Here is a 12,757-nt window from a genome sequence, read left to right as displayed (position 1 = left end):
GGCGGCGTACTCCAACTCGGAAAAGCTCGATTGCATCGGCCCACGTCCTGTCATTCGAACACAGCCTCCATTATCTCAAGCGCATCTCTGTGCCGGGGCGCCGGCGGAGGAATAAATCAGCGATTCCTTAACGCCGAGAATATAACGGTGGATCGACGAATTGGACGCCAACCGAATCCAACTGGATCGGTCATACTGTGGCGACGTGTATCGCCGCAAGAGATACGACAACTGCGTGCCGAGCCCGAAAAGTACATGAAATCTTCATTGGCGTCGTTGCAGGCCATCAGGGATCGTCTTCTGGCGCAAGACTTGGAGTTGGCGGGAGCGGTTCCGGATGACAACTGGAGCGAAGAAATTGTTCTTCATGACGGAAGCGCCCTGAAATTAGAGCGGAATGTCAGCTACACACTCAGCCATTCCTTTGGCGATGCAGGAAGTGGCTATCAACTTTCCAGGAACAAGCTCCGCAAGCACCAGCTACGGTTCACTCATCCGAAAAATGGGGAGATTCTCACCTGGCAAGGTGAGGTATCCGTCGAGCCTGTCCTGCTGGATGTGGTAGACGGAACACCCTATATTGTCTTGGCGGCCCGTCCGACAAAGGAGGTCGCTCAGATTTATGGCTGTACTGAACTGCCATTCATATATTTAAGGCATGACCATAAACAAAGGAATGTCTGGCACCCTGTTCCCTTGGACCGAGCTCCGGATTCCCTGAAGAGAATGAATATCTCCATTATTGGTGATAAATCCCCCAAACAACATTTGTCAGCCGCTGAGATAGACGAAACGATTGCAAAGAAAATCCGCTCGTCCGAGAGATTCTTCCAGCATGAAATCCCGAGAAGCTATAAGGAGTGGAGCTACGTTTACAAGGACAGCTATCGCAACGAACGGCGTCGAGATGATTGTCGCCCTCCGAGAGTACCGCTGCCCCAGGCAGTCTTGCCCCTACCAGTTGAGGGCTCGCCGGAAGTGCTGGAATCCGTTGAATATACGCCCGAGCGTATAGTCGCGTGGGATGAGTGGAGCAGCCTTGTTTCTGACAAGAAACGCCAAGGGGAATGCAAGAAGGTGTTCAGACCTGCGGATCCAGGTGATCGTATGCAGGGGCAACGCTTCGTGCACGACAAAACTGGCAATAAACAGGTGCCGTACTCTCGCACTGCACAATTCGACAGTGGCGTGAAAGTACTCTGCGATGAGTATGTGTGGTTCATTACCCATCTGGAAGAGCCAGGCAAAATGGTCGTTTCCAGATATACCATTGCTGGCGATTTGGTATCAAGAATAAGCTTCCGGAAGCCAGAGAAAATTGGTCCTTTCATTGGTCATATTCGAGCACCCAGCCTGCATACGAAGGATGGCTATATGTACTTTGACTGGCATGACTTTCAAAGCAATGGACGTACATGGCACATCAGACGGTGGCTGAAGATGCGAATGAAGGAACCGGTGGCACTGGATAGGCCGGCCGCAAAGAACTGAAGAGGACCAGCCCACGTAGGGCGCAATAGCCGAAGGGCATTGCGCCGAATGTCTCTCCACGGCGCAAACCCATTCGGCGCAATACGGCTTTGGCCTATTGCGCCCTGCAGCCAGGTCCTCGGGTCAGACACCATACCCCGAAGCCCCATACCCCGCCTCCCGCTGATGCCGTATGGCGAGGATCAGCACGCAGTCCTGCGCTTCCTCAAACGCATAAAGCGCCACATAGCCCGTCCGGCCGCGGGAAATCACCAGTTCCCGCAGGCCATGTTCGGCGGGGCGCCCAATCAACGGATGGTTCTGCAGGATAGCGACGGCCTCCTCGATCAGTTCGACCGTTCCGAGCGCTGCAGCGGGTTCCGTGTCGACGAGGAAATCTGTGAGTCTTTCCAGATCCGCCAGCGCTTGGGCGGCATAGATCAGCCGCGCCAAGATTTCGCCTTCGGCCTCTCCGCCTTGCGGTCGGTGATGCGCTTCTTCAGGAAGGCATGCACTTCGTGGGCTTCGTATCCTTCGCCCGAAGCCAGCGCGTCCTCGCGTGCCGCGAGGGCGGCAGCCAGGAAGCTTGCCCGTTGTTCCGCCGCGGTGGCGGCCTGTTCGATGGCTTGGACCATGAAGGCATGGGGCGAGACGCCTTGCTTCATGGCGGCGGCGATGGCTCTTTGTTTGAGCTCATCGGATAGTTTCAGCGACGTCGTGGACATTTGCCGAATCCGGGCTTGGGGAAGTGCTACCAAAGTAGCACCTCGATTTCGCTCGGGCAAGGAAGGCGCCGAAAATCCGTCGAAACCCGGTTGGAGCAATCGCCCTTCGACAGGCTCAGGGCGAACGGTGTTGCGTTCGCGCAGTCCTGCATCGGCTTGTCCGGCACCGCCCTACAACTCCTCGAACACCTCGTGCAGCCGCTCGGCCTCCCGTAGCCGGTTCCCCGCCTGTATCTCCGGCAATCTCGCCAGCGCCGACACCAGCAGGTTCAGCACGCTCATCGCCGCGGCATAGGAATCGAACTGCGCCGACCCTCGCGTTTCGCAGGCGATGCGCCAGGTGGCGTCAACTTCCTTGGGTGGGGTGGCGGCGTCGTTGAGGACCAGGACGGGGATGCCGGCCTTTCTCGCGTGGCGGGCGATTTCCGCGACGATGGGGACGCGGCGGCGGAAGGCGAGGATGACGAGCATGTCGTCCGGGCCGAAGCCGGCGAGGTCTTCGCCGACGGTCTGGCCGGGCTGGGGGAGCAGGACGACCTGGTCCTTGAGCAGCACGAGCTGGCGGGCGAAGTACTGGGCCAGGGCGTGGCTGTTGCGGTAGCCGACGACGCCGATGCGGCGGGCGCGGGCCAGGGTGGCGACGGCGGGTTCGACGACGCCGGCGGCGAGGCGCTCGAAGGTCAGGGCCAGGTTCTGCAGGTCGCGGCGCAGGTGTTCGCCGAAGGCTTCCTCGGTGGCGGCGGGCAGGTCGGGGGCGGCCTGGAACGCGGGGGCGCCCCAGCGCTGGGCTTCACGGGCTTCGCGGCGGGCGGCGGCGAAGCTTTCGTAGCCCAGGCGCTGGATGAAGCGGGTGACGGCGGCCTTGGAGCTGGCGGCGATCTGGGCCAGTTCCGTGGCGGAGTGGGTGGCGAGCAGGGCGGGCTGGGCGGCGAGGAGTTCCGCCAGCTTGCGCTCCGAGTCGGGCAGGGGTTCGGTGAGGGCTTCGATGCGCTCGTCGATGGGGCGGAAGCGTTTGGCGGGCTTGGGGGTCATGCGGGGTGGCGTCTAATGGCGCAAACAACCGGTGGGCGGGAGGCGTAGCCCGGATGGAGCGGAGCGGAATCCGGGGTTGGCGGTGCAGGCTCCGAACGCCGCTCCCGGATTCCGGCCCATGGCCTGATCCGGGCTACGGGGCCGGTGCGGGTTCGACGGGGCCTTTGGTCTCCACGATGAGCCGGTAGGTCTCGGGCTCCCGGTGCAGGCCGAAGTTGAAAACATTGTCCTTGAGTTCGCGGCAGCGGTCGAGGTCGCACACGGCGGTGACCAGTTCGTCTTCCACGGTGGAGCACATGGCGACGATCTCGCCGGTGGGGGCGATGATGCAGCTCTGGCCGAGCAGGTCGCAGCCCTCCTCCTTGCCGGCCTTGGCGATGCCGGTGATCCACATGCCGTTCTGGTAGGCGCCGGCCTGCAGCACGAGGTGGTTGTGGAAGCCCTGCAGGTGGTCGTGTTCCGGCACGGGGGGGTAGTGGATGGGGGTGTTGTAGCCGATGAAGGCCATCTCCACGCCCTGCAGGCCGAGCACGCGGTAGGTTTCGGGCCAGCGGCGGTCGTTGCACAGGGCCATGCCCATGATGCCGCCGAGGGTGCGCCAGGCGCCGAAGCCCAGGTCGCCCCGTTCGAAGTAGCGCTTCTCCAGGTGCTGGAAGGCGCGCCAGGGTTCGTGCTGGCGGTGGCCGGGCAGGTGCACCTTGCGGTACTTGCCGACGATGGCACCGCTCTTGTCCACCAGGATGGCGGTGTTGTAACGGTGCAGGCCGTCGGCTTCCCGGGCGAGTTCCGCGTAGCCCAGGTAGAAGCCGATGCCGAGCTTCTTCGCCTCGTCGAACAGGGGCCTGGTTTCCGGGCCGGGCATCTCGCGCTCGAACCAGGCGTCGATCTCGGCCTGGTCCTCGGTGTACCAGCGCGGGAAGAAGGTGGTGAGGGCGAGTTCCGGGTAGGCCACCACGTCGCAGCCGCGGGCCTTGGCTTCGCGCATCAGCTGGATCAGGCGGGCGACCACCCGGGGGCGCGATTCGTTGCGGGCGATGGGGCCGAGCTGGGCGGCGCCCACGATGAGCTTGCGGGTCATGGCTTGCGTTCTCCTGCCGGTTCGGTGGCCCCGGCCAGCTCGCCCAGGACGGCGAGCAGCACGCGGGCGCCGGCTTCGATGTGGTGGGGTCGGGTGTATTCGCGCACGTTGTGGCTGATGCCATCCACGCTGGGTACGAAGATCATCGCCGTGGGGCACACGGCGGCGAGCATCTGGGCGTCGTGGCCGGCGCCGCTGGGCATGCGGCGGGTGGAAAGGCCCTGGGCGCGGGCATGGCGCTCGATGCGGGCGGTCATTTCCGGGGCGAAGGGCACGGGGGCGAAGCGAGCGAGCTTGCGGGTGGCGATGTCCACCTTCTCCGCGTCGCGCAGCGCGTCCAGATGGGCGGCGAGGCGCGCTTCGGCGAGCCGCAGGCGGGCTTCGTCCGTGTTGCGCAGGTCCACGGTGAGCACGGCCCGGTTGGGCACGACGTTCACCAGGTTGGGGAAGAACTCGATGCGGCCCACGGTGGCGACCTGGTCGCCGCCCAGTTCCTGCGCCAGTTCGCGCACGAAGGCGATGATGGAACCCGCCGCCCAGCCCGCGTCCCGGCGCAGGCTCATGGGCGTGGTGCCGGCGTGGTTGGAGGTGCCGCGGATGTCGATCTCCGTCCAGGAGATGCCCTGCACCGATTCGACGACGCCGATCTCCGTGCCTTCCCGGTCCAGCACCGGGCCCTGCTCCACGTGCAGTTCGACGAAGGCGCGGGGCACTGCACCGGGCACGGGCGCGGGGCCGGCGTAGCCGATGCGGGCGAGTTCCCCGCCCACGGTGGCGCCGTCTATGCCCTGCACGGCCAGCGCCTCGTCCAGCGCCAGCACCCCGGTGTAGACCAGGCTGCCCATCATGTCCGGGGCGAAGCGGGCGCCTTCCTCGTTGGTGAAGAAGGCCACCGCCAGCGGGTGTTCGGTGGTGACGCCGGCGTCGTTCAGCGCGGCGACCACTTCCAGCCCGGCGAGCACGCCGTAGTTGCCGTCGTAGCGGCCGCCGGTGCGCACGGTGTCGATGTGGGAGCCGGTCATCACCGGCGGGCCGTCGACACGGCCGGCGCGCACGCCGACCACGTTGCCGATGGCGTCCACGGTGACGGCCAGGCCCAGTTCGCGCATCCAGCCGCACACGAGGTCGCGGCCGGCGCGGTCGGCGTCGGTGAGCGCCAGGCGGGCACAGCCGCCGCCTTCGATGGCGCCCACTTCGGCAAGGGCGGCGATGCGGCGGTGCAGGCGGTCGGGGTCGATCTGCAGGTTGAGGAGACTCACGAGGTGCTCCTGCGAATGTGCTGGACCAGGGGGGACGAAACCCATCCCCACCCTAACCCTCCCCTTGAAGGGGAGGGAGTCATCGGTGCCAGCCGGACGGACATCTCCTCCCCCTTCAAGGGGGAGGCCGGGAGGGGGATGGGTTTGGCACGCCCAGGCAAAGACTCCATCCGCGGTCGGTGGCGTACAGGGCGGCACGTCCGTCGCATACCGCTCATCTTTCCACCCCTTCAGCTGCGCGCCCTACCAACTGCTCGTAGAGCGCCGGGTCGGTGGCGCCTTCGCTGCCGAAGAGCAGCACGCGGCAGTCCGGCCCCAGGCCCAGCGCGGCGGCCACGTCCGGGCGGCTCGCGGCCATCAGCAGGCCGGCGAGGCCCGCAACGGCGGATTCGCCGGCGGCGATGGGCGTGTCGCCGCAGGGCGCATCGGCCAGCAGGCGCATGCAGGCCACCGCGGCTTCGTCGGGCACAGTGAGGAAGTCGGCGGCACCGGCTTCCAGCACATCCCAGGCGATCAGGGACACTTCGCCGCAGGCCAGGCCCGCCATCAGCGTGTCGAGGTCGCCATGCACGGCGACCGGCCGGCCGGCGCGGGCGGATTCGTACAGGCAGGCGGCCTTGTCCGGTTCGACGACGACGAAGCGCCCGCGTCCGTCGCCCAGGCGTTCCCACATCTGCGCGCACACCGCGGCGGCCAGCCCGCCCACGCCGCCCTGCACGAAGACGTGGGTGGGAGGCGCGGCTTCCGGCCACTGGCGCAGGGCTTCCTCCACCATCACCGAGTAGCCCTGCATCACGTCCCGGGGCACGTCGGTGTAGCCGGGGTAGGAGGTGTCGGAGACCACGAAGCGGCCGTGTTCCTTCGCCGCGGCGTCCGCCGCCCGCACCGCATCGTCGTAGTTGCCGGCGGTGCGCACCACCTCGGCGCCGTAGCGGGCGATGGCGGCGCGGCGGCCTTCGGAGACGGTGGCGTGGATGTAGATCACGCAGCGGCAGCCGAACACCTGGGCGCCCCAGGCCACGGAGCGGCCGTGGTTGCCGTCCGTGGCGCAGGTGACGGTGATGTCGGCCGCCACGTCGCGGAAGCGGCCCGCCAGCAGGTCGCGGCTGGTGGCCTGCTGGCCGGTGCGGCGCAGGATTTCCTTCTTCAGCAGGCGCAGCACGGCGTAGGCGCCGCCCAGGGCCTTGAAGCTGCCCAGGCCGAAGCGGCCGGCCTCGTGCTTGTAGTGGATGGCGCCCAGGCCCGCGGCACGGGCGAGGCCGGACAGGGCCACCAGGGGCGTGGGCGCATAGCCGGGCCAGTCGGCGATCTCGGTCATGGCCTCGGCGTGGGCGGCGAGGCTGAGGACGGGCTTGAGGCGGTCGGGATAGGCACCCGTCGCCGGACGGCCGGCGCAGCGGGCCAGCGGCAGGGAGGCGAAGGTGTCGGGCAGGGCGGTCATGAAATCTCCGGGGCTGGGTGTCGGTGGTGCTCAGGCGATCTGGTCAGCAAAGTGGCAGGCGACCCGGTGGGCGCCGTCGCCGGAAAGCTGCGGGGCGCGCTCGGCGCATTCGGCGCGGGCGAAGGGGCAGCGGGTGCGGAAGGCGCAGCCGGAGGGCGGATTGGCCGGGCTGGGCAGGTCGCCCTTCAGCAGCATGCGCTCGCCCTTGCCGCGTCCGCCGACCTTGGGCACCGCGGACAGCAGTGCGCGGGTGTAAGGGTGGCGCGGGCGGGCGTAGATGTCCTCCACCGGGCCGATCTCGACGATGCGGCCCAGGTACATGACCGCCACCCGGTGGCTGATGTGGCGCACCACGGCGAGGTCGTGGGCAACGAAGAGGTAGGAGAGCTTCAGCTCGTCCTGCAGGTCTTCCAGCAGGTTGATGACCTGGGCCTGGATGGAGACGTCCAGCGCCGACACCGGCTCGTCGCAGACGATAAGCTTGGGCCGCAGGGCGAGCGCACGGGCGATGCCCAGGCGCTGGCGCTGACCGCCGGAAAACTCGTGGGGGTACTTGCGCATGGCGTCCGCCGGCAGGCCCACGCGGCCGAAGAGGTCGGCGACGCGGGCCGGGCCGTCGCTGTTGTCCCAGCCGAAGTTGCGCAGGGGTTCGGCGACGATGTCCCCGGCGCGCATGCGCGGGTTGAGCGAGGCGTAGGGGTCCTGGAACACCATCTGCATCTCGCGCCGGTAGCGGCGGAAACGGTGGGCCGGCAGGCGGGCGAGGTCCGTGCCTTCCAGCATGATGCGGCCGGCGGTGGGTTCGATCAGGCGCAGCAGGGTCTTGGCGGCGGTGGACTTGCCGCAGCCGGATTCGCCCACCAGGCCCAGGGTCTCGCCCTCTTCCAGATCGAAGGAGATGCCGTCCGCCGCCTTGACCGGCGGGCCGGCGCGCCAGCCGCGGCGGGTGGGGTAGTGCTTGACCAGGTTTTCCACGGCGAGCAGGGGCGCGCGCTCGACGGCGAGGGTCCGGGCGTTCATGCCGGGGCTCCTTCCAGGATGTCGATGGCCCGCAGGCAGGCGACCGCGTGGCCGACGGCCAGCGGCGCCAGCGCCGGGACGGTGCGGTGGCAGCCCGCCTCCGCATAGGCGCAGCGCGGCGCGAAGCGGCAGCCGACGGCGGCCTGCTTGAGGGAGGGCACCATGCCGGGAATCTCCGCGAGCCGGCGGCGGCCCGCCTCCACCGGGGTGTCGAGATCCGGCATGGCGCCGAGCAGGCCGCGGGTGTAGGGGTGGGTGGGGCGGGCGAAGAGCTCGTCCACCGCCGCCTCTTCGACCTTGTTGCCGGCGTACATGACCACCACCCGGTCGCAGCTCTCGGCGACCACGCCCAGGTCGTGGGTGATGAGCACGATGGCGGTGCCCATCTCCCGGCGCAGGCGGTCGAGCAGGTCCATGATCTGCGCCTGGATGGTGACGTCCAGCGCCGTGGTGGGCTCGTCGGCGATCAGCACCGCCGGGCTGCAGGCCAGCGCCAGCGCGATCATCGCCCGCTGGCGCATGCCGCCGGAGAACTGGTGCGGATACTCGCACACGCGGCGCTGCGGGTCGGGGATGCCGACCAGGTCCAGCATCTCGGCGGCGCGCGTCCAGGCGGCGCGCCTGCCCAGGCCCTGGTGCAGCATCAGCACCTCGGCGATCTGCTCGCCGATGGTCAGCACCGGGTTGAGCGAGGTCATCGGGTCCTGGAAGATCATGGAGATGGCGTTGCCGCGCAGCTCGCGCATGCGCGCTTCGGTGGCGTCGAGCAGGTTCTCGCCGCGGAAGCGGATCGCGCCGCTGGCGTACATGGCCGGCGGGCCGGGCAAGAGGCGCAGCACCGACATGGCGGTGACGCTCTTGCCGCAGCCGGATTCGCCGACGATGCCCAGCATCTCGCCGGGAAAGAGCTGCCAGGACACGCCGTCGACCGCGCGCACGATGCCGTCCGGGCTGGCGAAGGCGATGCGCAGGTCGTCCACTTCGAGGATGGGGGCGGGATGGGCTTGGTTCATGTCGCTTGCCTCACAGCTTGCGGGCGATGCGCGGGTCGAGCAGGTCGCGCAGGCCGTCGCCGACCAGGTTGACCGCCAGCACGGTGAGGCCAAGGAAGAGGCCGGGATAGAGGATGGTGCCGAAGGCGAGCTGCACCACGGAGCGGCCCTCGGCCATCATGTTGCCCCAGCTCGGCACCTCCGGCGGCGTGCCGGCGCCGAGGAAGCTGAGGTAGGCCTCGAAGATCATCGCCGAGGCGCAGATGAAGCTCGCCTGCACGATCAGCGGGGTGAGCAGGTTGGGCACCACGTGGCGCGCGAGGATCAGCGGCAGCCGCGTGCCCATGGCCTGCGCAGCCTGGATGTAGGGCTGCTCGCGGATGGTCAGCACCAGCGAACGCACCAGGCGCACCACGCGCGGAATCTCCGGCAGGGCGATGGCGATGACCACGGTGGCGATGCTGGCGTGGATCAGCGTCATCAGCGCCACCGCCAGCAGGATGCCGGGGATGGCCATCATGCCGTCCATGACCCGCATGATGAGGGCGTCGGCCAGGCGGCTGTAGCCGGCCACGGTGCCGATGAGGATGCCGGCGAGCGCCGCCAGCAGCGCCACCGCCACGCCCACCAGCAGGGACACGCGGGCGCCGTGCAGGGTGCGGGAGAAGATGTCGCGGCCCAGGGCGTCCGTGCCGAAGAGGTATTCCGCGGACGGCGGCTTGAGTCGCTGCAGCACGTTCATCTCGGTGGGGTCGTGGCTGGCGATCCAGGGCGCGAACAGGGCCAGCGCGAGCATCGCCAGCAGCAGCGCGGCGCCCGCCACCAGCACCGGGTGGCGGAGTGCGAAGGCGAGCGCGCGCGGGCGGCGGCGCTGCCGTTCCAGGCGCGCTTCCAGCGTGGCGATCATGGTGTCTTCCATGGCGGATTCCCGGGTGCTCAGTAACGGATGCGCGGGTCGAACAGCCCGTACAGCAGGTCGGTGACGAGGTTGATCGCCACGTAGGCGGCGGCGGTCACCAGCACGATGCCCTGGATCACCGGGTAGTCCCGGCGCAGGATGGAATCGACGGTGAGGCGGCCGATGCCGGGAATGGCGAACACGCTCTCGGTGACGATGACGCCCGACAGCAGCATGGCGATGCCCAGGCCGATGGTGGTGACGATGGGCACCGCGGCGTTCTTGAGCGCGTGGCGCAGCAGCAGGCGGCGGCTGGACAGACCCTTGGCGCGGGCGGTGCGGATGTAGTCCTCGCCCAGCACTTCCAGCATGGTGGAGCGCGTCATGCGCGCCAGCAGCGCCATGTAGATCAGCCCGCCGCTCACCACCGGCAGCGCCAGGTGGCGGATGAAGGGCACGAAGCCTTCGGACAGGCTCTTGAAGCCCTGCACCGGGAACCAGCCCAGGGTGGTGGAAAAGCCGTACACCAGCCCGTAGCCGATGACGAACACCGGCAGCGAGAAGGCCGCCACCGCGAGGCCGGAGATCAGCCGGTCCACCCAGGTGCCGGCCTTCCACGCGGCGAGGATGCCCATGGGCAGCGCGAACACCACGGCGAACAGCATGGTCAGCGCGGAAACCCACAACGTCGGCTCCACGCGCTGGGCGATCATCTCGGCCACCGGCAGGCCGGTGAACACCGACACCCCCAGATTGCCCTGCAGCACCTGCCCCAGCCAGCCGGCGAACTGCTCGGGCAGCGGCCGGTCGAGGCCCAGGGTGTGGCGGATGTGCTCGATGTCCGCGGCGCTGGCGGTGTCGCCCGCGATGATCACCGCCGGATCGCCCGGCGACAGGTGCAGCAGCAGGAAGACGATGACCGCGACCACGGCCAGCACCGGGATCACCGCCAGGATGCGCTTGATCAGGTAGTTCATGGGCGAAGGTCCGCGGTTGGGTGGATGTGACCGGTAGTGTTCCTGTTGGCACGGCAAGTGGCACCGCGACGGTTTGCTCCCTCCCCTTCAAGGGGAAGGCAGGGGTGGGGATGGGGTTCCAACAGGCACGGAAAACCCCATCCCCCTCCTAACCTCCCCCTTGAAGGGGGAGGGACGTAACCCATGGCGCCCGCGCCTTACTTCTTCTCGATATTCCACATCACCGGCACGCCCACGTTGAGCACGCCGGACAGGTTGCTGCGGTAGGCCATCGGCTGGAAGAACTGGCCGAAATTCACGTAGGGCACCACCTCGTACATGCGCGTCTGCAGCTCGTCGGTGATCGCCTTGCGCTTGGTCGCATCGCCTTCGGCCACCCAGGCGGCACGCAGTTCTTCCAGCCTGGCGTCGCACGGCCAGCCGGACGGGGCCTTGTCGCAGTTGGCCTGGGCGTAGGCGTTGACCGCGGGCGAGAACACGTCGGCGCCCACCGAGAAGGTGTGGAAGATGTGCCAGCCTTCCTTCTTGGAACGGCGCGCCAGCAGCGTGCTCCAGTCCATGGCCTGGGCTTCCACGTTGACGCCGATCTTCTTCAGGTTCTGGATCGTGACCATGGCCGCGGCAGCCTGCACCGGCGGTTCGGACGGGGCCAGCACGACGATCTTCTCGCCCTTGTAGCCCGCCTCCTGCAGCAGTTGCTTGGCCTTCGCCAGGTTCTGGCCGGCGGCGTAGGGGGTGGCGCCGGCGGCGGTCTCGTTCACGCTGCCGCACATGAAGTAGGCGGTGCAGGTCTTGTGGCGGTAGTCCTGCGGAAAGCCGGCGGCGGCCAGGTATTCGTCCTGATTCACTAGGTAGTACAGGGCCTGGCGGGCCTTGGGATTGTCGAAGGGCGCGGCCAGGTGGTTGGGGCGCAGCCAGCCCTGGTTGCCCAGGTTGTCGGTGGCGAGCTTGACGCTGGCGTCGCCGGCGAGCGGGGTGATGAAGTCGGCCGGCGGCAGCTCGTAGACGTCCATCTCGCCGTTGCGGAAGGCGGTGAGCGCGGTGTTCTGGTCGGGGATGTAGTTCCACTCCACGCGATCCACCTTCACCACCTTGCCGCCGGCGAGACCGTCGGCCGGCTCCTGGCGCGGCAGGTAGTGGGGGTTCTTCACGTACACCACCTTGCTGCCCGGCACCCATTCGTCGCGCTTGAAGACGAAGGGGCCGGAGCCGGTGGTGTCCTTGATCTGCTCGTTGGGGTCGGTGGCGGCCACGCGCTCCGGCATCATGAAGGGCACGTTGGACGAGGGCTTGCCGAGCATTTCCAGCACCGGGCCGAAGGGCGCCTTCAGCACGATGGCGAAGCTCGCCGCGTCGATGGCCTTGATCTCGCCGACGGCGGCGAACAGCAGGCGGCCGGAAACGTCCTTCGCCCCCCAGCGCTTCAGGGAGGCCACGCAGTCGGCGGCGGTCACCGGCGTGCCGTCGCTCCACTTGAGGCCGGAGCGCAGCGTGAAGGTCCAGGTCTTCTGGTCGGCGGAGACCTTCCAGGTGTCGACCATCTGCGGCTTCACCTCGCCCTTCGCGTTCTGCGAGAAGAGCGTGTCGTAGATCATGTAGCCGTGGTTGCGGGTGATGTAGGACGGGTTCTGGATCGGATCGAGGATCTTGAGGTCGCCCTGCGGGATCATGTGGATGGTCGCCGCCAGCGCCGGGACGGCGGAAAAGGCGGCGGCCGAGAACAGACATGCGGACAGCAGGCGGGTGGCGGGGAGGCGCATCACTTACTCCTTTGGAGGAGGCTGAAGGGGAGGATTCCGGACCCGTTTCCGGGGCCGTTGGCGGCACGTTAAAACAATAATTTCAGTAACGTCAATACTGAAATT

General features: G+C 67.6%; 12 protein-coding genes. 1 reads left to right on the top strand and 11 read right to left on the bottom strand.

The genetic code is table 11. From position 1 onward, the window contains the following. Positions 1 to 255: 255 nt before the first annotated feature. Positions 256 to 1,491, top strand: a complete 1,236-nt coding sequence (locus E6O51_RS08830; protein ID WP_136384607.1) for a hypothetical protein — start codon at positions 256 to 258, stop codon at positions 1,489 to 1,491. 123 nt (positions 1,492 to 1,614) lie between these two features. On the opposite strand, the gene E6O51_RS08825 is transcribed toward E6O51_RS08830, so the two are convergent. The 11 genes from E6O51_RS08825 to E6O51_RS08775 all read right to left on the bottom strand — a co-directional run bounded on the left by E6O51_RS08825 (position 1,615) and on the right by E6O51_RS08775 (position 12,652). Further along, positions 1,615 to 1,923 (bottom strand): type II toxin-antitoxin system RelE/ParE family toxin, encoded by a 309-nt coding sequence (locus tag E6O51_RS08825; protein ID WP_211091364.1) that lies wholly within the window; start codon positions 1,921 to 1,923, stop codon positions 1,615 to 1,617. Continuing rightward, entirely contained in the window at positions 1,911 to 2,195 is a 285-nt protein-coding gene (locus E6O51_RS08820) for a hypothetical protein (protein ID WP_136384605.1), read from the bottom strand. The genes E6O51_RS08825 and E6O51_RS08820 overlap by 13 nt, the downstream gene beginning before the upstream one ends. Positions 2,196 to 2,366: 171 nt before the next feature. After that, entirely contained in the window at positions 2,367 to 3,227 is an 861-nt protein-coding gene (locus tag E6O51_RS08815; protein WP_136384604.1) for a MurR/RpiR family transcriptional regulator, read from the bottom strand. Between the two features lie 133 nt (positions 3,228 to 3,360). Next, the gene (locus E6O51_RS08810; RefSeq protein WP_136384603.1) at positions 3,361 to 4,305 is read right to left on the bottom strand and encodes an N-carbamoyl-D-amino-acid hydrolase; all 945 of its coding nucleotides are present in this window, start codon (positions 4,303 to 4,305) and stop codon (positions 3,361 to 3,363) included. Further along, a complete protein-coding gene (locus E6O51_RS08805; RefSeq protein WP_230976738.1) occupies positions 4,302 to 5,564 on the bottom strand; it encodes a Zn-dependent hydrolase in 1,263 nt (420 codons plus the stop codon). Before E6O51_RS08805 ends, E6O51_RS08810 begins: the two co-directional genes overlap by 4 nt. A 214-nt stretch (positions 5,565 to 5,778) precedes the next feature. Further along, on the bottom strand, positions 5,779 to 7,005 hold the full coding sequence (locus E6O51_RS08800; protein ID WP_136384601.1) for a diaminopropionate ammonia-lyase: 1,227 nt from the start codon (positions 7,003 to 7,005) through the stop codon (positions 5,779 to 5,781). Positions 7,006 to 7,035: 30 nt separating this feature from the next. Next, positions 7,036 to 8,025, bottom strand: a complete 990-nt coding sequence (locus tag E6O51_RS08795; protein WP_136384600.1) for an ABC transporter ATP-binding protein — start codon at positions 8,023 to 8,025, stop codon at positions 7,036 to 7,038. Next, positions 8,022 to 9,038, bottom strand: a complete 1,017-nt coding sequence (locus E6O51_RS08790) for an ABC transporter ATP-binding protein (RefSeq protein WP_136384599.1) — start codon at positions 9,036 to 9,038, stop codon at positions 8,022 to 8,024. Before E6O51_RS08790 ends, E6O51_RS08795 begins: the two co-directional genes overlap by 4 nt. 10 nt (positions 9,039 to 9,048) lie before the next feature. Further along, positions 9,049 to 9,936 carry an ABC transporter permease gene (locus E6O51_RS08785; protein WP_136384598.1) on the bottom strand — a complete coding sequence of 296 codons (888 nt, stop codon included), beginning with the start codon at positions 9,934 to 9,936 and terminating at the stop codon, positions 9,049 to 9,051. A 17-nt stretch (positions 9,937 to 9,953) separates the two neighbouring features. After that, positions 9,954 to 10,892: an ABC transporter permease gene (locus tag E6O51_RS08780; protein ID WP_136384597.1), complete on the bottom strand. Its 939-nt coding sequence runs from the start codon at positions 10,890 to 10,892 to the stop codon at positions 9,954 to 9,956. A 197-nt stretch (positions 10,893 to 11,089) separates the two neighbouring features. Beyond that, positions 11,090 to 12,652 (bottom strand): ABC transporter substrate-binding protein, encoded by a 1,563-nt coding sequence (locus E6O51_RS08775; protein ID WP_136384596.1) that lies wholly within the window; start codon positions 12,650 to 12,652, stop codon positions 11,090 to 11,092. Positions 12,653 to 12,757: the final 105 nt, after the last annotated feature.

It is taken from the genome of Pseudothauera rhizosphaerae, assembly GCF_004801305.1.
Lineage (GTDB): Bacteria > Pseudomonadota > Gammaproteobacteria > Burkholderiales > Rhodocyclaceae > Pseudothauera > Pseudothauera rhizosphaerae.
The sequence above is the reverse complement of the archived record's forward strand: the minus strand, read 5'-3'. Positions and strand labels throughout refer to the sequence as shown.